We start from the raw sequence: 22,488 nt of genomic DNA, 5'->3' as shown, positions 1-22,488 counted from the left end.
TAACGGACAAATACGAATGCTTTTTTTATTATTTAACACAACCCACCATTCACCCCGATCACTTGCCGAGTGATGTAAGAGGCTTTTTCATCCATTAAAAAGTCCACCGCATGAGCCACTTCTTCAGGGTTGCCCATTCGCTCCATAGGAATCACTTTTAAAATTTGTTCAATCGGTAGGTTTTCATCCAAAATTTCTGTGTCGATTAAACCCGGGGCTACGCAGTTTACGGTAATCTTACGTTTAGCAAGCTCAACGGCTAAGGCTTTTGCTGCACCGATTAAACCGGCTTTCGATGCACTGTAATTCACTTGACCACGATTACCGATGATGCCGGACACCGAGGTAATACAGACGATACGCCCTGCTTTACGGCGGCGGATCATCGGCATCATAATCGGGTGTAGCACGTTGTAAAAACTATCCAAATTGGTACGTAATACCCTATCCCAATCTTCATCACTCAATGCCGGAAAAGCATTATCACGGGTTAAGCCTGCATTTAACACCACACCGTAATAGGCGCCGTTTGCTTCTACATCTGCCTCTAAAACCGCTTTAGCTTGCTCACGATTACTTACATCAAATTGCAACACGCGCGCATTTTTGCCTAAATTTCTGACCGCACTTGCCACTTCTTCCGCTTCTTCAATACGACTGCGACAATGCACCACAATGTCAAAGCCTGAATGAGCAAGTTTCAACGCAATTGCTTTGCCGATACCACGGCTTGAGCCGGTGATTAATACGGTTTTATCTGACATTTTTATTCCTATTTCTGAATCTTGCCATCTTTCGGGCTGAAAACATTTAATGCGCCGGCAAGTAAAACCTTATGGGTTGCTTTGTCAATCAACTGACAATCAAACACCCCGAAACCGGTTACATCTTGAATAGACATTTTTACATCAATTTTAATTTGTGTACCTATGGCGATTTCCGGTTGGTGTATATGTAATTTTCTGCTACCGAGTAAATAGCCCAATCGCACAGGTTCGTTACGCCGACGAGTTTGAATCCCTGCCCAAGCAGCAACGCCTTGTGCCATGATTTCAATGCCGGCGGAAGTTGAAAACTTTCCTTCTTTTAACAGGATATGATTTGGACGAATTTCTGCTTCTCCTGTCAGAAAATCTTCACCAAAGTCTGTAACACGATCGATTAACACCATCTCGCCACTTTGTGGTACCAATGGCGCAACATTTTCAATCGGCAGTGTAAAATCCATTATTCGCTTTCCCCTAAAATCAAGACGGCATTATTCCCTCCGAAAGCAAAAGAACTGCTTACGCCAATACGTCTGCCTTCTGCCCAGCGACTATGTTCATTAGTAATTAAAATTTCCGGCAAGTTTTCATCTCTCACACCATCCCAAAGTTGCGGCGGTAAAATGCCTTGCGGATTATATGTTCGGCTAATCACCGCCCATAAAATCGCCGCTTCTAATGCTCCGGCTGCGCCTAATGTATGCCCGGTGTAAGGTTTAGTTGTGGTACAAGCGGTCTGATTTCCAAAAACTTTTGCAACCGCAACGGTTTCCATTTGATCATTATGGATTGTTCCTGTGCCGTGTAAGTTAATCCAACCGATTTGGTTGGGCAAAAGAGCGATGCTTTTTAACGCATTTTCAAAAGCGGAAATTGCCCCTAAACCTTCAGGATGCGGACTGGACATATGATAAGCATCACTGCTTGTACCATAACCAAGTAACTCAATCTTGTGTTCATCAATAGCTTCTTTGGTCATAATAAATACAGCTGCGGCCTCACCAATGTTAATACCGTTACGATTTGCAGAAAGAGGATTGGTTCGTTGTTTCGAAAGCACTTCTAATGAACTAAAACCACTGATGGTTAATGGGGATAACGTATCTACACCACCGCAAATTACCGCATCGCAAAGATTGGCTTTCAATAAACGAGCTGCAGAAATCAACGCTCTCGCACCTGAAGTACAAGCAGTTGAGATACAATAGCTCGCATTTTGAACACCATATTGATAAGCAACAAAATCTGCCGGTGCGGAAAAATATTGCTGCTGCTGCCAAAATGGTTTACCCGACCAGTCATTATGTTCTGCCGCATATTGGAAAACCGGAATATTCTCATCTACACCGGTAGTTGAGGTTCCCATCACAACCGCAACACGTTGCTTACCAAAGCGATGAATAACTTGCTCAATTTGTGATTCAATTTGTGCAAGAGCGTGCCATAACAGTTGATTATTACGGCTACAATGTTCTGCCGGTAACTCGGTGGGAAACTCACGTAATGCTACTCGTACTTCTCCAAGCATGTTCTCTTGAGCAGAGATTCCGTGAGAAGCATAAGGACTGTCCGTTGCTGCAATAGGGGAAGATTTATTATTGAGCAACACATCCAAATGAATATTGAGCCCCTCCCCCAAGGCACTTATCATTGCTGGGCGAGATAAGAATAATTTCATCATACTTCTTCTTTTATTAGTGTTGAGTTATTATAGTTCATTCACTTTCCATTGCGAACCATCAGGAAGCGTAATACTAAAATGCATACCGTTTTTCTGAATCCGCCAGTTTTTATTTAACTCAAAAGGCGGATGATCAGGATTAAGCGCAACCGCAATAGCAGTAAAAAGCTGTTTAGCCTGCTGATTCGGCATGATAAACCCATCATTTTGCCAACCTTGCTCGGATAAAACTAATCGGGCCAACGGTGCGCCAAGCGGATCCGTTTGTACCCAACGCCATTGTGTTTCACTAAATTGTACCGAAAGCAAACTTGCTTGCCGTACTTGGTTTTGTTCATTAAGTTGCTCAATTTTGAATAAACGACTTTCAACAGACTGCGCCGGAAGCGATTTAACTACAAGGTTAGAACAGGCAGTAACGACAAATATGAGCAGAACGATAAGTGCTTTTTTCATAAAATTATTTCTACCGAAACCTTGGTTTAAAATAGTGGGTTGTAAGATTAGGCTTATGTGCCCACATAATATCGCTATTTTTTGACCGCACTTTTAGCTTATTACTCAATTTACATACCGATAATCACACAGCCGGCAACAGATTTCGCCTTATTTTGGATTTGTACTGCGCCATCACGGCTAGGGAATGGACCTACGCGCACGCGGTTCCATTCGCCGGCAACGACAACTTGCGCATTCACACCGGACATAACTAAACGTCCTTGTAAATTCTCCGCCTGTGAACGATTTTTAAACGCACCGCATTGCAAGCCAAAACGCTTACCGCCGGTTGCTGTTTCCGTAGGTTTTGTTTCACTCGGCTTCGTTTCTACTTTAAGCGCTTCGGGCTTTTGCAGAGGCTCTGTTTTTTTCACCGGTACAGACGGCTTTTTCACCTCTTGTTTTGTCGCTTCAGCTTTAGCTACTTCTGAAGGTTGTTGAGCTTTGACTGCCTCTTCGGACTTACGCTGTTCTGCCAATTTCCGAGCTTCTTCCACTGCTTTTTGTTCTTTTTCCATTTGAATCAAAACTTGGCGTTGTTCTTCCGTTAAACGCATATTTTTCTCAACGCTGGAAGGTTTGTCATCCACAGGTACCGTACGGGTTTCCAAGGCTTTAATATAGCTCCACACTTCTTCCAGACGATTCGGTAGCACACTTTTCGGCTGCGTTTTTTCCTGTTGCACCGCCACAGGAGTAGGTTCGGGCGTTTTGCTTTTTAAAAAATACAGCCCCACACCAAAGGCAAGCAACACTGCCAACGCAATACCGATTAACGCCGTCTTATTTGCATTTTTCTTTTTTTTCTTATTTGAACCGCTGCGTGCAGCAAAATCTCGATGAGCCACGATAGAATCCTAAACCTTAATGAGTTTCTAAAATTTTTGTAAAACTTGTCAATTCTACTGAAAAATACGGTGATTTTCTAGCTTAAATCCAGAGGGTCAACATCCAAAATTAACCGCACTTGGCTGTTTTTTTCTAAATTCGCTTGTTGATAATCTCGTAATACTTTTTGCAATACCTTTCGGGCCGGATGTTGTAAAAGTAATTGCCAGCGGAATTGCCCTGCTTTTTTACTAAACGGCGCAGGCATAGGGCCTAATATCTGCAATCCTTCGATGTTTTTTCTTTGAAAGAAATCGGCAATTTGTTCCAAACATTGTTCCGATAATTCAGAACGGCGTGCCTGCGCCTTAAATAAAGCTTGAAAACTAAAGGGAGGCAAGCCCATAGAATGGCGCAAACGTAAGTTTTCTTCGGCAAAAGCGGAATAGCCTTTCGCAAGCAAGGTATTCAATAACGGATGATCCGGATAATGCGTTTGCAACACCACTTCTCCTTGTTTTTCCGCCCGACCGGCTCGTCCCGCCACTTGTACATAAAGCTGTGCGAGCCGTTCTTCAGCACGAAAATCTAAGGAAAACAAGGCGCTATCCACATTCACTAATGCCACTAGCGTAACATTGGGGAAGTGATGCCCTTTCGCCAACATTTGCGTGCCGATAAGAATTCGGCTTTTCCCTTGTTGAATATCGTCCAAATAGCTTTCTAACTTGCCTTTGCAGGCAGTCGTGTCGCGATCAATGCGAGCGATAGAATAAGTTGGAAATTGTGCCTTTAAGGTTTCTTCTAATTGCTCCGTACCAAGTCCTGTCGTCACCAAATGGGTAGAACCGCAATCCCCACACTGACGAGGAATCGTTTTTTGAGATCCGCAATGATGGCAGCGCAAAGCCCGTTGGTGTTGATGATAAGTGTAAGGTTTTTCACACTTCGGACATTGCGCAATCCAACCGCACTCGTGGCACAGAAGCACCGGCGCAAAACCACGGCGATTTAAGAAAAGTAATACCTGATTACCTTTTTCAAGGTGATTTCTCATTCGTTCCAACAGCAGTTGCGATAAACCGTTTTGTACATATTGATTCTTCAAATCGATAACAAAATGACGAAGTGCGGTCGAATTTCCCGCTCTTTTTGATAAAACCAAATGCTTGTATTTACCGTTCTGCACATTATTAAGGCTTTCCAAACTGGGGGTTGCCGATCCCATTAACACAGGAATTGCTAATTTCTGTGCCAGTACAATCGCTAAATCTCTTGTATGATAACGCCAGCCGTCCTGTTGTTTGAACGAAATATCCTGTTCTTCATCCAAAATAATTGCACCCAAGTTTGAAAATGGCGTGAATAACGCCGAACGCGTGCCGATGACCACCGCACTTTGTCCTAACCGAGCACGATTCCACACATTCACCCGTTGTACATCCGTTAAATTGGAGTGATGCACATCAATTTCTACATTAAAACGCGCTTTAAAACGTTGTACCGTTTGCGGTGTCAACCCGATTTCCGGCACAAGCACCAAGACTTGCTTGCCTGATTTTAAGATCTCTTCAATATATTGAAGGTAAATTTCCGTCTTTCCGGAACCTGTTACGCCCTCCAACAACCACACATTAAAATCACGTTGAAACATCAGCTGACTAAACGCTAAAGCCTGTTGTTTATTTAATGTTAAACGATTATCCGAATTTACCATCGGTTTATCGCCCAAGATTTGTAACCAGCTTTGCGCCTCCGTTTGAACAAGCACTTCACTTACACATTCTTTGCTTTTTAAGGCAGACCAAATTGCCGCACTAAACCCGTTATTGCCTTTTTCGAGATCTTGTTCAAGCAAACATTGCAATGCTTCCGCTTGCTTCTTGGAACGCTTGAATTTACCCTGTGCCAAGGCATTTTTCCCTGCCTCATTGATTCGCCAAAAAGTGCGGTCGTTTTTCAGTGCGTTTTCACCATTACGCAATTTCACCGGTAAAGCTTGAAATAATACTTCTCCCAACGCAGCTTGATAATAATTTGCAGCCCAATGAAGCCAATCCCAATATATCGGCGTAAAAAGGGATTCCGTATCAAACGAAGTTATAATTTCTTTAAGCTTATCGGTTGGCATTTCCGCTTTTTCAGGCAATTCCGTCACAATCGCCACACGCTTTTGTGAAGCAAAAGGCACAAGAACACGACCGCCGACCACTAATGACATATCATCAGGGGCGAGGTAATCAAATAATCGGGGAAGCGGCACTGCGAGCGCCACGCGCACAATTTTCATAGAATTCCTTAGCAAAAATTTGGCTTATTATACGGGAAAAGTAAGGGATTTCGTGTATAATCGCCGCCAATTTTTCAGAACCGAACAAAACAAATTTATGACACAAACTTTTGCCGATCAAAAACGTAAAACCGTTGAAACCGCTGAATTTACCGAAGACGGACGTTATAAACGCAAAGTGCGTAGCTTTGTCTTACGCACCGGTCGCTTAAGCGAATTTCAAAAAAATATGATGAATGATCACTGGGACGAGCTTGGATTAGATTATCAAACCGAACCCTTTAGTTTTTCTCGGATTTACGGCAATGATAATCCTGTCGTGTTAGAAATCGGTTTCGGTATGGGAAAATCTTTAGTGGATATGGCGGCAACCAACCCTGATAAAAACTACCTCGGTATTGAAGTCCACACACCGGGTGTCGGTGCGTGTATTGCCTATGCGGTGGAAAAAGGCGTGAAAAACTTACGCGTGATTTGTCATGATGCCACGGAAATTCTCCGCGATAGTATCGCAGACGGCACCTTGGGCGGATTACAACTTTTCTTCCCCGATCCTTGGCATAAAGCAAAACATCACAAACGCCGCATTGTTCAACCGCACTTTGTAGAACAGGTAGTGCGAAAACTGGGGGAAAAGGGTTTTATTCATATGGCAACGGATTGGGAAAACTATGCGGAACAAATGTTGGAAGTGCTAAGTGCCAATACCGATCTAGAAAATACGGCGGAAAGCGGAAATTATATTCCCCGCCCTGATTTTCGCCCTCTTACGAAATTTGAGGCTCGCGGTCATCGCTTAGGACACGGCGTGTGGGATTTATATTTTGTTAAGAAATAGTTTTTGATTGTATTGTATATGATACAAAAGGGATTTTATTGTATTGACGGTGCGTTACGGCAAGCCTGACGCACCCTACACATTTAGGAATGTGAGGTGTAGGGTGGGCAACTTGTTGCCCACCATTCCAACCACAATATTTTCGGTGAGCAACAAGTTGCCAACCCTATCCCACTTCCCTAAAAGAAGAAAAGTAGGTCGCCCATCAGGCGAAACACGGTGCTAAAACAGCAAAATTAATATAGAATAGCCACCCAACTCAAACAACGGAGAAACCTAAAATGTCCAAATCCTACAACCAACGCCAACGTAAAAAACTCCACCTTGCGGAATTCCAAGAGCTTGGCTTTCTTGTAAACTTCCAGTTTGCAGAAGGCACTGCCATTGAAACCGTAGATGAAATCGTTGATCGTTTTATCAACGAAGTTATCCAACCGAACGGTTTAGCTTATGAAGGCAGCGGATACTTACATTGGGAAGGCTTAGTATGCTTAGAAAAAATCGGCAAATGTGACGAAAATCACCGTGAAATCGTGAAAAAATGGCTTGAAACAAACGGTTTACAACAAATTGAAATCAGTGAATTATTCGATATTTGGTGGGAATACCCGGTAAACAACGCATAATTTAGCACAATAAAAAACAGCGTGAGAAAGCGATTTTCCACGCTGTTTTTGTTTTTTTAAAACTCAATCAAAATCGACCGCACTTCATTTCCTTGATCTATCACAATAAAAGTTCAAATTTCTACCAATCTACCCATTTTAGGTAGTTTCTATCTCTTGCGGGCAACCGCATAATTCGTGCCTGAAAAGACATTAAAGATCAATTCCAAAGGCAAATTAAATGACTGTTGAAAACTTACCGCGCAGACAATTTTTACGAGGTAAATTTTTAGCATCATTGCATACAAAAAATGAGCAAATTCAAGGTTTTGAAGGTATTCGTCCCCCTTGGTCGGTAGCGGAGAACGAATTTGTCGAACAATGCACCCGTTGTCGGGATTGCATTGATATCTGTGAAACGCAGATTTTAATCGGGGGCGATGGCGGTTTTCCTGAAATACGGTTCGACAAAGGTGAATGCACCTTTTGCAGAAAATGCGTTGAGGTATGCCGGCAGCCGATTTTTCGCCCGTTAGAGGAGCAGCCTTGGACACACAAAATCAACATCGGTGCAAATTGCTTGGCACAGCAGCATATTGAATGTCGTTCTTGTCAGGATAATTGTTCAATGAACGCTATTCGTTTTCGCTTACAAATAGGCGGTGTTGCACAGCCTACCGTGAATCCGGAAAGTTGTAACGGCTGTGGCGCCTGCATCCAAAGTTGCCCGGTAAATGCAATAGAAATCAGTACGTTAAAATAGAATGAGTAAAGCGAGTTTAACAGCGGAAAACGCCCAAGATTGGCACCCAAATTGGTATGTGGCGGGGCTTATCGTGCAAGGGAATCCTGAAAAAATAGCGACAATTCGAACCGCACTTTTAGCGATCGAACATACCGAGATTCCAACTTTTGATGAAAAGATGGGCAAAATTGTCGTAGTGATGCAATCCAATAATCAACATATCCTGCTCGATAATATGGAGAGCGTGAAAGAAATTGACGGCGTGATTAATGTGTCATTGGTGTATCACGAACAGGATGAAAATAAATAGTTTTTTATAAAAATTCAATATATCTAAAAATCAGTGTTTAACGTGGGGGAAACGCGATGAAGGTAAGTCGCCGAGACTTTATGAAAGCCAATGCGGCAATGGCTGCTGCAACGGCTGCGGGATTAACCATCCCTGTCAAAAATGTGGTTGCGGCAGAATCCGAGATTAAATGGGATAAAGCAGTATGTCGTTTCTGTGGTACGGGCTGCGCCGTTTTAGTCGGTACGAAAGACGGGCGTGTTGTAGCATCTCAAGGGGATCCGGATGCGGAAGTCAATCGTGGTTTAAACTGTATTAAAGGTTACTTCTTACCGAAAATTATGTACGGTAAGGATCGACTCACTCAGCCGATGTTGCGTATGACGAACGGTAAATTCGACAAGAACGGAGATTTTGTACCTGTTTCTTGGGATGTCGCTTTCAAAACAATGGCGGAAAAATTCAAAGAAGCCTTTAAAAAGAACGGTCAAAATGCCGTGGGAATGTTTAGTTCCGGTCAATCCACTATTTGGGAGGGGTACGCGAAGAACAAGCTTTGGAAAGCCGGTTTCCGTTCTAACAACGTTGATCCGAATGCCCGCCACTGTATGGCGTCTGCCGCGGTTGCGTTTATGCGTACTTTCGGTATGGATGAGCCAATGGGCTGCTATGATGACATTGAGCAGGCAGAGGCCTTTGTGCTTTGGGGATCAAATATGGCGGAAATGCACCCGATTTTATGGTCGCGCATTACGGATCGCCGTATTTCTAATCCTGATGTAAAAGTTGCCGTACTTTCCACTTTTGAGCATCGTAGTTTTGAACTTGCCGACTACGGTTTAGTGTTTACACCGCAAACCGACTTAGCAATTATGAACTACATCATCAATTACCTCATTCAAAATGATGCGATAAATTGGGACTTCGTAAATAAACACACGAAATTCAAACGTGGTGAAACCAATATCGGTTACGGTTTACGTCCTGAAAATCCGTTGGAAAAAGAAACAAACCGTAAAACTGCGGGCAAAATGTATGATTCGACTTTTGAGGAATTAAAACAACTCGTCTCCGAATATACATTGGATAAAGCCCACGAATTATCGGGTGTGCCAAAAGCTCAACTGGAGCATTTAGCCAAACTTTATGCCGATCCGAAGAAAAAAGTGGTGTCATTTTGGACAATGGGCTTCAATCAACACAGCCGTGGCGTGTGGGCGAACCACCTGATCTATAACATTCACTTGCTAACCGGCAAAATTTCTATTCCGGGTTGCGGTCCGTTCTCATTAACCGGTCAGCCGTCTGCTTGCGGTACCGCACGTGAAGTCGGCTCTTTTCCGCATCGTTTACCGGCGGATTTAGTTGTTACCAACCCAAAACATCGTGAAACAGCGGAACGTATTTGGAAATTACCGGTCGGTACAATTTCCGAAAAAGTCGGCTTGGATACCATTGCTCAAGACCGGGCAATGCACGATGGCAAAATGAATGTGTTATGGCAGATGTGTAACAATAATATGCAGGCAGGTCCTAACATCAATGCCGACCGTTTACCGGGCTGGCGTAAAGAAGGTAACTTCGTCATCGTTTCTGATCCATATCCGACAGTTTCCGCATTGTCTGCCGATTTAATCTTGCCAACTGCAATGTGGGTAGAAAAAGAAGGGGCATACGGTAATGCAGAACGCCGCACACAATTTTGGCGTCAACAAGTGAAAGCACCGGGTGAGGCAAAATCCGATTTATGGCAATTGATGGAATTTGCAAAATACTTCACCACCGATGAAATGTGGCCGGAAGAATTACTTGCCCAAATGCCGGAATACCGTGGTAAAACTCTGTATGAGGTGTTATTCAAAAACGGACAAGTGGATAAGTTCCCGCTTAGCGAACTTGCCGAAGGTCAATTAAACGACGAATCGGAACACTTTGGTTACTACGTTCATAAAGGCTTATTTGAAGAATATGCCGCATTCGGTCGTGGTCATGGTCATGATTTGGCACCTTTTGAGATGTATCACAAAGCGCGTGGTTTACGTTGGCCGGTGGTAGATGGCAAAGAAACTTTATGGCGCTATCGCGAAGGCTTTGATCCTTATGTAAAAGAAGGCGAAGGAATGGCGTTCTACGGTTATCCTGACAAAAAAGCGATCATTCTTGCCGTGCCTTATGAGCCGGCAGCGGAATCACCGGATGCGGAATACGACCTATGGCTATCAACCGGTCGTGTACTTGAACACTGGCATACCGGCACAATGACTCGTCGTGTACCGGAATTGCACCGAGCATTCCCGAATAACCTGGTGTGGATGCACCCATTAGATGCCGAAGCCCGTGGTTTACGTCATGGTGATAAGATTAAGATTTCATCACGTCGTGGCGAAATGATTTCTTATCTTGATACACGTGGTCGTAATAAACCGCCTCGCGGTTTGGTTTATACCACTTTCTTTGATGCCGGTCAGCTTGCAAATACCTTAACCTTAGATGCAACCGATCCCATATCAAAAGAGACGGACTTTAAAAAATGTGCCGTGAAAGTGGAAAAAGCCGCGTAAAAACAACGTAAAAATCGATCGCACTTATTAATGAAGTGGAATAGAAAATAAATCATAGGTAAATTTTTCAACTCTCCGTCATCATAAAAGTGCGGTTAAAAATCAAAAAGAAAATGAAAAAGCCCATTCTTAATCCTGAGCGCAGACGCTTTTTAAAAGATACCTCCCGTACCGCGGGCGGTTTGGTCTGCGTGGGGATTTTGTTGGGATTACAGCAGAAACAAAGCCTTGCCCGCGAAGGTGTGCCGTTGCGACCGCCCTTTGCATTGCAAGATGCCAAAGCCTTTTCCGCCGCCTGTATTCGTTGCGGTCAGTGTGTACAAGCCTGCCCTTACGATATGTTGCATCTGGCTTCGCTATTATCGCCTGTGGAAGCGGGAACACCGTATTTTATTGCGCGTGATAAACCTTGTGAGATGTGTCCGGATATTCCGTGCGCTCATGCCTGTCCGAGTGGCGCATTGGATCGTAATGCAACCGACATCAATGAATCACGAATGGGATTATCGGTGCTATTGGATCACGAAACCTGCTTAAATTGGCAAGGATTACGTTGTGATGTATGTTATCGCGTTTGTCCGTTAATCGACAAAGCCATCACATTAGAAAAACAACATAATCCACGTTCGGACAAACACGCATTGTTTATACCAACGGTTCATTCCGATGCTTGTACCGGCTGTGGGAAATGTGAACAAGCCTGTGTATTGGAAGACGCAGCGATTAAAGTTCTGCCGATGGAACTGGCGAAAGGTATGCTGGGCAAACATTATCGTTTGGGTTGGGAGGAAAAAGCGAAAGCCGGTCATTCCCTTGCGCCGAGCGATATGATTTCGTTACCTACACGCACACCTGAAGCGGCAATAGCCGAACCGGCGGAACCGATTTTAGCACCGGTATTAGGAGGCGGAAAATAATGGCGAATGCACCTAAATATGCCGGGAAAGAATCCCGTGAAAAATGGGGTTGGTGGTACGCCAATCGCTTTTTATTTTGGCGTCGATTAAGCCAACTTAGCATTATCGCGATGTTCTTAAGCGGCCCCTACTTCGGCGTATGGATTTTAAAAGGTAATTATAGCGGTAGTCTGTTATTGGATACGATTCCGCTAAGTGATCCTTTAATCACCCTTGAAAGTCTTGCCACAGGACACCTGCCTGATACGCTCACCTTAATAGGTGCAGCCATTATCGTGCTTTGCTATGCATTCCTCGGTAGCAAAATATTTTGCGGCTGGGTTTGCCCGCTGAATATGGTGACCGATACGGCAGCGTGGTTACGCCGCAAACTGGGAATTCGCCAAACGGCAAAATTGTCACGCAACTTGCGTTACGGCATTCTGGTGATGATTTTAGCAGGTAGTGTGATAAGCGGTATGCTGTTATGGGAATGGATTAATCCCGTTGCGGCATTAGGTCGTGCCTTTGTATTCGGCTTAGGTGCAACGGCGTGGCTGGTATTGGTGATTTTTCTTTTTGATTTATTGATTGCGGAACACGGCTGGTGCGGGCATCTTTGCCCCATCGGTGCGGCTTACGGGCTAATTGGTGCGAAAAGTTTAATCCGAATCAAAGTGATTGATCGAGCCAAATGCGATAATTGTATGGATTGTTACAATGTCTGTCCTGAAGCCCAAGTTTTACGTTCACCTTTACACGGAAAAAAAGACGAAAGCCTCCTTGTGCTTTCCAAAGATTGTATTAGTTGCGGACGTTGCATTGACGTTTGCGCTGAAAAAGTTTTCAAATTTTCGACCAGATTCGATCATTCAGGGGAGTGATTAATATGACTAAACAGGTATCTAAAATTTTAACAGGATTAATGACCGCACTTTTTGCCGGTTCTTTAATGGCTGCTGATGTACAACCGATAGGAAAAGATTTAACCCAATCACCGGAAAATGTCGCACCGGCGTTTCACAATGCACCGCGTCAAAGTGAATTACCTGCATTAAACTATGTGAACCAACCGCCTATGGTGCCACATAGTGTAGCCAATTACCAAGTGACAAAAAATGTGAACCAATGTTTAAACTGTCACAGTCCGGAAAATGCCCGTTTAAGCGGAGCAACCCGAATTAGCCCGACACACTTTATGGATCGTGACGGTAATGTGGGTTCCAGTTCCTCACCTCGCCGCTATTTCTGTTTACAATGCCACGTTTCTCAATCAAATGTGGATCCTATCGTACCGAACGACTTCAAACCGATGAAAGGTTACGGCAACTAATTAAGGAAGGGTTATGTCAGAGAAAAAACCAAACTTTATCGTGCGTTTTTGGCATTGGTTTCGTAAGCCAAGTCGCTTAGCTGTCGGCACGATTATCAGCCTCGCATTTATTGGTGGCATTTTATCTTGGGTTGGGTTTAATTATGGTCTGGAACAAACCAACACAGAGCAATTTTGTGCAAGTTGCCATACGCAAGATGCTTATCCGGAATACTTACACAGCGTGCATTATCAAACCCGTACCGGCGTGGGTGCAAGTTGTCCAGATTGCCACGTACCACATGAATTTATTCCAAAGATGAAACGTAAAATCATTGCGGCAAAAGAGGTATACGCCTATTACACCGGCAAAGTGGATACGCTTGAAAAATTCAACCGACATCGTTTAGCCATGGCGGAAAATGAATGGGCACGAATGAAAGCTAACGATTCACAAGAATGTCGCAACTGTCATAAGGTTGATCGTATGAATTTTAATGATCAACGTTCCGTTGCAGCACGTATGCACCAAAAAATGAAAACGGAAGGCAAAACCTGTATTGATTGCCACAAAGGTATTGCCCACCAATTACCGGATATGAGCGGCGTGGAATCAGGTTTTAAAGACGATCAAAAAGAAGTGAAAAAATAAGTGATATTTTGACCGCACTTTGGAGTGTAGGGTGGGCAAATTTTTTGCCCACCGTTTCAATACGGATATTTCAGGTGGGCAACAAGTTGCCCACCCTACGTGTGATGACTACATCATATCGCTAAATAAAAGGTTTTGATTTATACATAACGTTTTAAATGGATATGAGTTTCTGAAGTATGGATTGCTTTAATCGAGCGAATTCGTTCAAGCGCTTGCCCAAGTTCCTCCAATGACGGCGCGATAAGTTCAACAAGAATATCCCAACGTCCATTTGTGTCGTAAATCGCATTGATACAAGGCTCACCACGTAGCATTTGGACAACCTCTGTCGTTGCTCCGCCATCGACAATAACCGTTGTCCAAGCCTTGATACCGTTATTATCCGCCGTAGAGTGAAGCTCCACCCGATAACCTAAAATAATTCCCGCTTTTTCAAGCCGTGCAATACGATTTGTTACGGTTGCCCGAGAGACTTTCAGTTTTTGAGCCAAAAATGCAATGGAATATCTCGCATTTTCCCGCAATAAACTCAATAACTCCTGATCCGTTTTATCTAAAATTGACATAATGTAAGCTACCCCTGACAAAATGACTAAAATCCAACCAAAACATTAGCACATTTTGCTATTTTAATTAACAGAAAAATCTTGCACACTAAGGAGGTTGCAACAATACTTTAACATTTCATTAACTCATCGGAGGAAAGTTATGTCATACCCGTCAACTATCACAGGAAGTTTGCCAACCATTATTATTAGTCCGCAAGATGTTGCGAATATCATTAAACGTCAAGGTATTGAAGAAACGCTGAAAGGAATGAGGGATTATATTTTAGAAGATTATCTTAACTGGGATTCCTTTGACAAAAGCCCTAGGATTTCCAATCATGTTCCCGATGGTGTATTAGAATTAATGCCTATTGCTAATCAACAGCAATACAGTTTTAAATATGTAAATTGTCACCCTAAAAACCCGAATGAAGGACTTTCAACCATCTTAGCCTTTGGCGCATTAATCAGTAATGATACGGGACAACCTGATGTTATCAGCGAATTCACCCTGAGCACCGCATTACGTACTGCCGCGACCTCCGTACTTGCGGCACAATATCTCGCCCGTCCAAATAGTAAACGAATGGCAATTATCGGTAATGGCTGTCAAAGTGAATTTCAAGCATTGGCATTCTATTACTTGTTGGGAATTGAGGAACTCGCTTTATTTGATATTGATCGGAAAGCCAGTGAAAAATTGGCTCGCAATTTAGCAAATACCTCGTTAAAAATTGAGATCTTCGATACCGTTGCACAAGCGGTCAAAAATGCGGACATTATTACTACCGTAACGGCTGAATATTCAAGAGCCAATATTATTACACCGGAAATGATTGAAGCTGGCATGCATATTAATGCGGTAGGGGGCGATAATGTCAATAAAACGGAGTTACATGTAGAAGTGGTTAAAAATGCGCGCGTGTTTGTGGAATTTGAACCTCAAACACGTATTGAGGGCGAACTGCAAAATATGCCTGCTGATTTTCCGGTTACGCCGTTATTTGAAGTTTTCCAAAAAGATCAATCCGCCCGTCAATCGAAAGAAGAAGTTACTTTATTTGATTCTGTAGGTTTTGCTATTGAAGATTTTTCAGCGATTCGCTATATGAATGATGCAGCGATCAAATTAGGTTTGGCTCGACCATTGTCACTTACCCCTGATTTAAAAGATCCGAAAGACTTATTTAGCTACCTTTCCGATTATGCAAATATTTAATCATTTTAAAATGTCAGTTAAATAATTAAGGATATGTGCAACGATGCATTAATCATATTTTTTCATCAAATACAGTGCGATTTTCTCTACAAAATCGCACTTCTCAGGAGGAGGACTGTATGCAAAATACAAAATCTCAAATATCAAACCAACAAATTAATATCCCTTTCCTGTACGCATTACTGCCCGTTCTCGTTATGGTTGCAACAATGGCGGTTTCTATCATTAAATTTGAAGCCTCACCTCATGTTCCGCTTATCATCGGCGCAATCACGGCAACACTGGTTGCGATGAAATTCGGCTATCGTTGGAATACCATTGAACAAGGTATTTACAGCGGCATTAAAATGGCGCTCCCCGCCATTGTTATCATCATTATGATCGGGCTGACTATCGGCGCTTGGTTAGGTGGCGGGATTGTCGCAACAATGATTTACTATGGTTTGAAGCTCATTTCACCTTCGCTATTTCTCTTTACGATTTGTATTATTTGCGGGTTGGTGACACTTTCCATCGGCAGTTCTTGGTCAACAATGGGAACAATTGGCGTAGCTGCAATCGGTATCGGTTTAAGTATAGGAATTCCCACTCCGATAGTTGCGGGTGCTGTGATTTCAGGGGCTTACTTTGGAGATAAAATGTCCCCTCTCTCAGATACCACCAATCTTGCCTCCGGCATCACCAATACCGATTTATTCGATCATATTAAACATATGCTCACCACAACCTTACCGGCTTATGTCATCGCATTAGCTTTTTATTTGTATATGGGAATGCAATTTGATTCCTCACATACAAACCTCTCTCACATACAAAGCGTAATGGAAAATATTTCCAAAAATTTTGTCATTAGCCCTTGGTTATTACTTGTACCTGTCATCGTCGTGTTACTCGTGATGAAAAAAGTCTCTGCGATCCCGGCATTAACCATTGGAATATTGCTCGGCTCACTCTGCCACGTTTTTGTACAAGGGAGCGATGTAGGTACAGCAGTTAAAACGTTACACGATGGCTTTAAAATTCAAAGTGGACACGAAATAATTGATACCTTGTTTAATCGTGGTGGAATTGAATCAATGATGTATACCATTTCTCTCACCATTGTCGCCATGAGCTTTGGAGGCATTGCGGAACAAACCGGAATGCTGAGATCTGTTGTATCAACCATTTTACATTTTGCCCGCAGTGCAAGTATGTTAATTATTGCCACCATTTTTTCCTCCGTAATTACAAATTGCACCACCTCGGAGCAATACATTTCCATTCTATTACCCGGCAGAATGTATGTAACCGCCTATAAAGAACGGAAATTGCACTCAAAAAATCTTTCCCGTGCTTTAGAAGACGGTGGAACGGTAACTTCCGTCCTTGTACCTTGGAACACTTGCGGTGTCTATGCTTATTCCATGCTTCAAGTCAGCGCGTTTGAATATGCACCTTATGCAGTTTTCAACTACGCAGTACCATTACTGGCAATAGTATTCGCCTTATTTAATATCAAAATCGAACGGATTGAATAAGGTTTCCTATGCACATCAAGGAATAATCGTTCCTTGATGTGTTTTTTCGACCTCATTTATTAACTTCCATAATAGAAAAAGCCGACAATCCTGTCGGCTCTAAAAACAATAGAAAAATCAACCGCACTTTAAGCAAGGTTATTTTGCAAAATACCACTTCGCCAACAAAATGCCGCCATTAACCGCAATATTTAAGCCGTTTTTTAATGGACTGCTCAAAGATAAACGCACGTTTAAATCCGGTTTCTCACACAAATCCGCCGTGCTGCCTTCGCTCAACAAAAACACGACTTTCTTGCCGAATTGAGCTTTATCCAATGTCACACCTTCTTTACCTTGTGCGATATGTACCACTTGATAACCCGCTTGGCGAAGTTGCTGCAACGCCGATTCAACATCTAAACATTCTAACAAACGGATATGCTCCGCACCGCCCTCCGCAACACGCATCGCTGCCGCAGAATAGAGATTATCGGCATTCGCCGTCACAATGTGTTTCACGCCATAAAATGCACAAGTACGCAACACGCCTCCTACATTTTGAGCATTATGCACATTATCAAACAACACGAGGGCATCTTCTTGATGCGGAATATCCAAGTAGCCTTGCAATGTAAAAGGGCGTTGTTTTTTGACAAGCATACAAATGCCGCCGTGGTGTTCCGAGCCGCTGACCAAAGTCAATTCCTCCGAACTTACAACGTGATACACTTTTTTATTCGCCGCCAAATAGCTGAACATCTCACCGATTTTATGTGACATTTGTACCGTTGCCCACACGCGAACGATACTTTCCGGACGTTGTGCAAAGCATTCTAAACAAGCATTCTCACCATATACCTTCATTTCTTCCGCACGATTTTTCTTAATTTTTTCAGGCGCACGTGGAGAAAGCGGACCGGTTTTCTTTTCCTTTTCTTTATAAACAACAGCGGTACTTTTCACCGTAACTTTAACCGCACCTTGTTCACCGTTCGCTTTATTTAAAGAAAACGCTGAAACTTTTGGTTCTCGAATTTCTTGTTGAAAACGGTGGTTTGCGTTGCGATCATTCGGTTTTTTATCAAAGTGCGGTCGATTTTGCGTGCGTTTTTCAGAAGATTGACGTTCCTTAAAACGGGGGGCTGAAGGTTCGGAAGTGCGTTTAGGGCTACGTTCCTGAAAAGATTTATCGGAATTGGTTTGAAAAGTCGGTTTACGTAAATTTGTCATAATAAAGCCCGGAAAATTGGATGATCATTTGCCAAAAAGCAAGAAACTTTGAGCATTATAGCGAAAAAAAACCTTTTTTCTATCAATCCGAGAGGGAAATATTGTAAACTACAGGTTCCTAGAAATTGCAGAGACAGATTATGTTAATCAATAAATTAAAAGGACCTGTGCAAAATCTCCAAAATTTGCCCTTTTTACCCTTAGAAAAAGCGCAAATTGAATTTTTGTTCAGCCCGACTGAATTTAAAACGCAGATTATTGAATTAATCAGAAATGCAAAAAAACGCATTTATGTGACCGCACTTTACTGGCAAAAAGATGAAGCAGGGCAAGAAATTCTTGATGAGATTTATCGCGTAAAGCAAGAGCACCCTGATTTAGACGTCAAAATTCTTGTGGATTGGCACCGTGGTCAACGCAATTTATTAGGCGCAGAAAAATCCGACACCAATGCCGATTGGTATTGTGAACAGCGTCAAACCTACCAACTCCCTGATGATCCCAATATGTTTTTCGGCGTGCCGATTAATACCCGTGAAGTCTTTGGTGTATTGCACATTAAAGGGTTTATTTTTGATGATACCGTGCTATACAGCGGCGCGAGCATCAACAATGTGTATTTACAACAAAATGACAAATATCGTTACGACCGCTATCAAAAAATCACCGATACTGAACTGGCAAATTCAATGGTGAATTTCATTAATGATCATTTATTGAATTTTGATGCCGTACATCCGCTAGATACGGTAAACCGTCCACGTACAAAAGAAATCCGAGCGGCAATTCGGGCTTATCGTAAAAACCTAGCCAATTACGCCGAATATCAGTTAGAAAGTGCGGTCGAATTTTCCGATGTTTTAAGCGTTTCACCTTTATTCGGCTTAGGCGCATCAGGCAATGAATTAAACCAAGTAATTGAAGATTTATTCTTACAAGTACAAAAAAATTTGGTGATTTGCACCCCATACTTTAACTTTCCCCGCACCCTGCAAAATAAGATCACCGGCTTATTACAAGAGGGTAAAAATGTGGAAATTATTGTCGGTGATAAAGTGGCGAACGATTTTTACATTCCGCCTGAGCAACCCTTTAAAATCGCGGGCGCATTGCCTTATTTATATGAAAGCAACCTTCGCCGTTTTTGTGAAAACTTTCAACAGGAAATCGAACAAGGGCGCTTGGTCGTACGCTTATGGAAAGACGGCGACAACACCTATCACTTAAAAGGCGTTTGGGTAGATGAAAGTTATATTTTGCTCACCGGCAATAATTTGAACCCGCGTGCGTGGCGTTTGGATGCGGAAAACGGCTTATTAATTCACGATCCAAAGCAAGAGCTGCGTGATCAAGTGGAAAAAGAACTGGCACATATTCGCCGACACACCAACGTATTAAAACATTATTCCGAATTGGAAGAACTCTCACAATATCCTGAACCGGTGCAAAAATTACTGAAAAAATTTGCCCGAATTAAGGCGGATAAATTAGTGAAAATGATTCTTTAATATTGAAAGGGGAAATGAAAACATTTCCCCTTGTACTTCTAATAAATTCACACTAGACTACCCCCTTTCTTTTATTAACCGAATACCATTATGCGCGTTTCAGATTTCTATTTTGATTTACCCGATGAACTTATCGCCCGCTATCCCAAAGAGGATCGTTCTTCCTGCCGTTTACTGCAATTAAACGGTGAAAACGGGGAAATTTCTCACCGCACTTTTACCGATGTATTGAATTTAATCGATGAAGGCGACTTGCTGATTTTCAACAATACAAGAGTAATTCCGGCACGAATGTTCGGGCGAAAGGCAAGCGGGGGCAAAATTGAAGTGCTGGTGGAACGTATGTTAGATGAACATCGTTTCTTAGCCCATATTCGCTCTTCCAAATCACCAAAAGACGGGGCGGAATTATTTCTTGGCGAAGACAAACTTGGCGAAAATAACGGCATTAAAGCGGTGATGACGGCACGCCATAACACCTTATTTGAAGTGGAATTAACGGATAAATCAACCGCACTTTTAAACGTGTTACAGGAAATCGGACATATGCCATTGCCGCCTTATATCGATCGTCCCGATGAAGAAGCGGATCAAGAATGTTATCAAACGGTTTACAGTAAAGTACCGGGTGCGGTGGCTGCACCTACCGCCGGTTTGCATTTTGATGACGAATTGTTAGCCAAACTCCGAGCCAAAGGGGTCAATTTTGAATTTGTTACCCTACACGTAGGGGCAGGCACATTCCAACCGGTTCGGGTAGAAAATATTGAAGAACACGTAATGCACGCCGAATATGTGGAGCTTTCACAAGAAGTATGCAATGCGATTATCGACACCAAAAAAGCGGGAAAACGTGTGATTGCGGTTGGCACAACCTCCGTGCGTTCCATTGAAACCGCCGCCCTATCGGCAGAGGAAAATGGCAACCCTGATCTTATCGAACCTTATTTTTCCGATACCTCCATTTTTATTTACCCTGGCAAACCTTTCCGTGTGGTTGATGGGTTAATCACCAACTTCCACCTGCCGGAAAGCACCTTAATTATGTTGGTCTCCGCTTTCGCCGGCTATCAAAATACGATGTCAGCCTATAAAAGTGCGGTCGAAAATCGCTATCGTTTTTTCAGTTATGGGGATGCGATGTTTATTACAAAAAATCCGCACGTGAAAGGGTTAGAATAAGGCATTTGACTTAAAAGAGGCTAATGCCTACAATGAAAAACAAGAGATGGCAATAATAGACTTTGTGCCATCAACAACGAATAGCCTGTCAATTCAACAGGCTTTTTTATTAATCCAACCCCTCGAACTGTTTCTTCGTCGGAGTAAAAATGAAATATGAATTAGATAAAACAAGCGGCAATGCACGCCGTGGGCGTTTAGTGTTTGAGCGTCCGCAAGGTACGTTTAAAGTGGAAACCCCGGCTTTTATGCCGGTGGGGACTTACGGTACGGTGAAGGGAATGACACCGGAGGAAGTGCGTGCCACCGGTGCGGAAATTTTGCTTGGTAATACCTTCCATTTATGGTTGCGTCCGGGGCAAGAGGTGATGCGTAAACACGGTGACTTGCACGATTTTATGCAATGGCATCGCCCTATTTTGACAGACAGCGGCGGCTTCCAAGTGTTTAGCCTCGGTAAACTGCGGAAAATCACGGAAGACGGGGTGAAATTCCAAAACCCGATTAATGGTGAACGCGTTTTTCTTTCCCCTGAAAAATCCATGGAAATTCAATACGATCTCGGTTCCGATATCGTGATGATTTTTGATGAATGCACGCCTTATCCGGCGACCTTCGATTACGCTAAAAAATCCATGGAAATGTCCCTACGTTGGGCAAAACGCAGCCGTGATCGTTTCGATGAATTAGGCAACAAAAACGCCCTGTTCGGCATAATTCAAGGCGGTGTGTTTGAAGAGTTACGTAAAGTTTCTTTGGACGGTTTGGTGAATATCGGTTTTGACGGTTATGCGGTGGGCGGTCTTGCCGTTGGCGAACCTAAAGAGGATATGCACCGTATTTTGGAATATATCTGCCCGCAAATTCCGGCAGACAAGCCGCGTTATTTAATGGGCGTGGGCAAACCGGAAGATTTGGTGGAAGGCGTACGCCGTGGGATTGATATGTTCGATTGCGTGATGCCGACCCGCAACGCACGTAACGGGCATTTATTCGTCACCGATGGCATTGTGAAAATTCGTAACGCTAAATATCGTGATGACACCGACCCGCTTGATCCTCATTGCGATTGCTACACTTGTAAAAACTACACCAAAGCCTATTTGTATCATTTAGATAAATGCGGCGAAATTTTGGGAGCACGTTTGAATACTATTCACAACCTGCGTTATTACCAACGCTTAATGGCGGAAATTCGCCAAGCTATTGAAGATGATCGTTTTGATGATTTTGTGGTGGAATTTTATGCCCGTATAGGCAAACCCGTTCCACCATTGCAGTTAGAGTCAATGGAGTCATCAGCAAACAACGCCTAAACTACAAACAAAATAAAC

The 22,488-nt window shown here is 43.0% G+C and carries 22 protein-coding genes; 14 read left to right on the top strand and 8 right to left on the bottom strand.

Annotated elements, in window-relative coordinates; genetic code table 11:
• Positions 1-32: 32 nt before the first annotated feature.
• The 6 genes from fabG to priA all read right to left on the bottom strand — a co-directional run bounded on the left by fabG (position 33) and on the right by priA (position 6,064).
• Positions 33-764 (bottom strand): 3-oxoacyl-ACP reductase FabG, encoded by a 732-nt coding sequence (gene fabG / locus IHV77_RS05240; RefSeq protein WP_194813045.1) that lies wholly within the window; start codon positions 762-764, stop codon positions 33-35.
• Between the two features lie 8 nt (positions 765-772).
• A complete protein-coding gene (locus IHV77_RS05235) occupies positions 773-1,231 on the bottom strand; it encodes an ApeP family dehydratase (RefSeq protein ID WP_194813231.1) in 459 nt (152 codons plus the stop codon).
• Positions 1,228-2,448 carry a beta-ketoacyl-ACP synthase gene (locus IHV77_RS05230; protein ID WP_194813044.1) on the bottom strand — a complete coding sequence of 407 codons (1,221 nt, stop codon included), beginning with the start codon at positions 2,446-2,448 and terminating at the stop codon, positions 1,228-1,230. The genes IHV77_RS05235 and IHV77_RS05230 overlap by 4 nt, the downstream gene beginning before the upstream one ends.
• Before the next feature lie 27 nt (positions 2,449-2,475).
• The gene (locus tag IHV77_RS05225; RefSeq protein WP_194813043.1) at positions 2,476-2,904 is read right to left on the bottom strand and encodes a hypothetical protein; all 429 of its coding nucleotides are present in this window, start codon (positions 2,902-2,904) and stop codon (positions 2,476-2,478) included.
• A 110-nt stretch (positions 2,905-3,014) separates the two neighbouring features.
• Complete coding sequence (ftsN, locus tag IHV77_RS05220) at positions 3,015-3,794, bottom strand: cell division protein FtsN (RefSeq protein ID WP_194813042.1); 780 nt, start codon at positions 3,792-3,794, stop codon at positions 3,015-3,017.
• 77 nt (positions 3,795-3,871) lie between these two features.
• Entirely contained in the window at positions 3,872-6,064 is a 2,193-nt protein-coding gene (gene priA, locus IHV77_RS05215) for a primosomal protein N' (protein ID WP_194813041.1), read from the bottom strand.
• A gap of 97 nt (positions 6,065-6,161) precedes the next feature.
• Here priA and trmB point away from each other — a divergent pair, with 97 nt between their 5' ends.
• The 9 genes from trmB to IHV77_RS05170 all read left to right on the top strand — a co-directional run bounded on the left by trmB (position 6,162) and on the right by IHV77_RS05170 (position 13,962).
• Complete coding sequence (trmB, locus tag IHV77_RS05210; protein WP_194813040.1) at positions 6,162-6,902, top strand: tRNA (guanosine(46)-N7)-methyltransferase TrmB; 741 nt, start codon at positions 6,162-6,164, stop codon at positions 6,900-6,902.
• A gap of 281 nt (positions 6,903-7,183) precedes the next feature.
• Positions 7,184-7,528 carry a YggL family protein gene (locus IHV77_RS05205; protein WP_194813039.1) on the top strand — a complete coding sequence of 115 codons (345 nt, stop codon included), beginning with the start codon at positions 7,184-7,186 and terminating at the stop codon, positions 7,526-7,528.
• A gap of 220 nt (positions 7,529-7,748) precedes the next feature.
• Positions 7,749-8,270 carry a ferredoxin-type protein NapF gene (gene napF / locus IHV77_RS05200; RefSeq protein WP_194813038.1) on the top strand — a complete coding sequence of 174 codons (522 nt, stop codon included), beginning with the start codon at positions 7,749-7,751 and terminating at the stop codon, positions 8,268-8,270.
• 1 nt (position 8,271) lies between these two features.
• Entirely contained in the window at positions 8,272-8,562 is a 291-nt protein-coding gene (locus IHV77_RS05195) for a chaperone NapD (RefSeq protein ID WP_194813037.1), read from the top strand.
• A 56-nt stretch (positions 8,563-8,618) separates the two neighbouring features.
• On the top strand, positions 8,619-11,102 hold the full coding sequence (gene napA / locus IHV77_RS05190) for a nitrate reductase catalytic subunit NapA (protein ID WP_194813036.1): 2,484 nt from the start codon (positions 8,619-8,621) through the stop codon (positions 11,100-11,102).
• Positions 11,103-11,215: 113 nt separating this feature from the next.
• Complete coding sequence (gene napG / locus IHV77_RS05185) at positions 11,216-12,019, top strand: ferredoxin-type protein NapG (RefSeq protein ID WP_194813035.1); 804 nt, start codon at positions 11,216-11,218, stop codon at positions 12,017-12,019.
• Complete coding sequence (gene napH, locus IHV77_RS05180) at positions 12,019-12,882, top strand: quinol dehydrogenase ferredoxin subunit NapH (protein WP_194813034.1); 864 nt, start codon at positions 12,019-12,021, stop codon at positions 12,880-12,882. The genes napG and napH overlap by 1 nt, the downstream gene beginning before the upstream one ends.
• A gap of 5 nt (positions 12,883-12,887) precedes the next feature.
• Positions 12,888-13,331: a nitrate reductase cytochrome c-type subunit gene (locus IHV77_RS05175; protein ID WP_194813033.1), complete on the top strand. Its 444-nt coding sequence runs from the start codon at positions 12,888-12,890 to the stop codon at positions 13,329-13,331.
• Between the two features lie 13 nt (positions 13,332-13,344).
• A complete protein-coding gene (locus tag IHV77_RS05170) occupies positions 13,345-13,962 on the top strand; it encodes a cytochrome c3 family protein (protein ID WP_194813032.1) in 618 nt (205 codons plus the stop codon).
• Positions 13,963-14,102: 140 nt separating this feature from the next.
• Here IHV77_RS05170 and IHV77_RS05165 read toward each other — a convergent pair whose 3' ends face one another.
• Positions 14,103-14,531, bottom strand: a complete 429-nt coding sequence (locus IHV77_RS05165) for an Lrp/AsnC family transcriptional regulator (protein WP_194813031.1) — start codon at positions 14,529-14,531, stop codon at positions 14,103-14,105.
• Positions 14,532-14,673: 142 nt separating this feature from the next.
• Here IHV77_RS05165 and IHV77_RS05160 point away from each other — a divergent pair, with 142 nt between their 5' ends.
• On the top strand, positions 14,674-15,732 hold the full coding sequence (locus tag IHV77_RS05160) for an ornithine cyclodeaminase (protein ID WP_194813030.1): 1,059 nt from the start codon (positions 14,674-14,676) through the stop codon (positions 15,730-15,732).
• A gap of 119 nt (positions 15,733-15,851) precedes the next feature.
• Positions 15,852-17,252, top strand: a complete 1,401-nt coding sequence (gene nhaC, locus IHV77_RS05155) for a Na+/H+ antiporter NhaC (protein WP_194813029.1) — start codon at positions 15,852-15,854, stop codon at positions 17,250-17,252.
• 138 nt (positions 17,253-17,390) lie between these two features.
• Here nhaC and IHV77_RS05150 read toward each other — a convergent pair whose 3' ends face one another.
• Positions 17,391-18,464, bottom strand: a complete 1,074-nt coding sequence (locus IHV77_RS05150) for a TrmH family RNA methyltransferase (RefSeq protein ID WP_194813028.1) — start codon at positions 18,462-18,464, stop codon at positions 17,391-17,393.
• A 140-nt stretch (positions 18,465-18,604) separates the two neighbouring features.
• Here IHV77_RS05150 and pssA point away from each other — a divergent pair, with 140 nt between their 5' ends.
• The 3 genes from pssA to tgt all read left to right on the top strand — a co-directional run bounded on the left by pssA (position 18,605) and on the right by tgt (position 22,470).
• Positions 18,605-19,972: a CDP-diacylglycerol--serine O-phosphatidyltransferase gene (gene pssA, locus IHV77_RS05145; RefSeq protein WP_194813027.1), complete on the top strand. Its 1,368-nt coding sequence runs from the start codon at positions 18,605-18,607 to the stop codon at positions 19,970-19,972.
• Between the two features lie 90 nt (positions 19,973-20,062).
• Positions 20,063-21,154 carry a tRNA preQ1(34) S-adenosylmethionine ribosyltransferase-isomerase QueA gene (gene queA / locus IHV77_RS05140; protein WP_194813026.1) on the top strand — a complete coding sequence of 364 codons (1,092 nt, stop codon included), beginning with the start codon at positions 20,063-20,065 and terminating at the stop codon, positions 21,152-21,154.
• 149 nt (positions 21,155-21,303) lie between these two features.
• Positions 21,304-22,470: a tRNA guanosine(34) transglycosylase Tgt gene (gene tgt / locus IHV77_RS05135; protein WP_194813025.1), complete on the top strand. Its 1,167-nt coding sequence runs from the start codon at positions 21,304-21,306 to the stop codon at positions 22,468-22,470.
• Positions 22,471-22,488 lie beyond the last annotated feature (18 nt).

Source organism: Rodentibacter haemolyticus (assembly GCF_015356115.1).
Lineage (GTDB): Bacteria > Pseudomonadota > Gammaproteobacteria > Enterobacterales > Pasteurellaceae > Rodentibacter > Rodentibacter haemolyticus.
This window is presented reverse-complemented; position numbering and strand designations above follow the sequence as displayed.

Excerpts from the sequence above, each read along its gene's own strand:
- IHV77_RS05150 (WP_194813028.1), bottom strand. The coding sequence starts at position 18,464 with ATGACAAATTTACGTAAACCGACTTTTCAAACCAATTCCGATAAATCT.
- IHV77_RS05175 (WP_194813033.1), top strand. The coding sequence starts at position 12,888 with ATGACTAAACAGGTATCTAAAATTTTAACAGGATTAATGACCGCACTT.
- fabG (WP_194813045.1), bottom strand. The coding sequence starts at position 764 with ATGTCAGATAAAACCGTATTAATCACCGGCTCAAGCCGTGGTATCGGC.
- IHV77_RS05225 (WP_194813043.1), bottom strand. The coding sequence starts at position 2,904 with ATGAAAAAAGCACTTATCGTTCTGCTCATATTTGTCGTTACTGCCTGT.
- priA (WP_194813041.1), bottom strand. The coding sequence starts at position 6,064 with ATGAAAATTGTGCGCGTGGCGCTCGCAGTGCCGCTTCCCCGATTATTT.
- queA (WP_194813026.1), top strand. The coding sequence starts at position 20,063 with ATGCGCGTTTCAGATTTCTATTTTGATTTACCCGATGAACTTATCGCC.
- napG (WP_194813035.1), top strand. The coding sequence starts at position 11,216 with ATGAAAAAGCCCATTCTTAATCCTGAGCGCAGACGCTTTTTAAAAGAT.
- IHV77_RS05230 (WP_194813044.1), bottom strand. The coding sequence starts at position 2,448 with ATGATGAAATTATTCTTATCTCGCCCAGCAATGATAAGTGCCTTGGGG.
- IHV77_RS05170 (WP_194813032.1), top strand. The coding sequence starts at position 13,345 with ATGTCAGAGAAAAAACCAAACTTTATCGTGCGTTTTTGGCATTGGTTT.
- IHV77_RS05205 (WP_194813039.1), top strand. The coding sequence starts at position 7,184 with ATGTCCAAATCCTACAACCAACGCCAACGTAAAAAACTCCACCTTGCG.
- trmB (WP_194813040.1), top strand. The coding sequence starts at position 6,162 with ATGACACAAACTTTTGCCGATCAAAAACGTAAAACCGTTGAAACCGCT.
- tgt (WP_194813025.1), top strand. The coding sequence starts at position 21,304 with ATGAAATATGAATTAGATAAAACAAGCGGCAATGCACGCCGTGGGCGT.
- IHV77_RS05165 (WP_194813031.1), bottom strand. The coding sequence starts at position 14,531 with ATGTCAATTTTAGATAAAACGGATCAGGAGTTATTGAGTTTATTGCGG.
- napF (WP_194813038.1), top strand. The coding sequence starts at position 7,749 with ATGACTGTTGAAAACTTACCGCGCAGACAATTTTTACGAGGTAAATTT.
- napH (WP_194813034.1), top strand. The coding sequence starts at position 12,019 with ATGGCGAATGCACCTAAATATGCCGGGAAAGAATCCCGTGAAAAATGG.
- IHV77_RS05160 (WP_194813030.1), top strand. The coding sequence starts at position 14,674 with ATGTCATACCCGTCAACTATCACAGGAAGTTTGCCAACCATTATTATT.
- pssA (WP_194813027.1), top strand. The coding sequence starts at position 18,605 with ATGTTAATCAATAAATTAAAAGGACCTGTGCAAAATCTCCAAAATTTG.
- nhaC (WP_194813029.1), top strand. The coding sequence starts at position 15,852 with ATGCAAAATACAAAATCTCAAATATCAAACCAACAAATTAATATCCCT.
- napA (WP_194813036.1), top strand. The coding sequence starts at position 8,619 with ATGAAGGTAAGTCGCCGAGACTTTATGAAAGCCAATGCGGCAATGGCT.
- IHV77_RS05195 (WP_194813037.1), top strand. The coding sequence starts at position 8,272 with ATGAGTAAAGCGAGTTTAACAGCGGAAAACGCCCAAGATTGGCACCCA.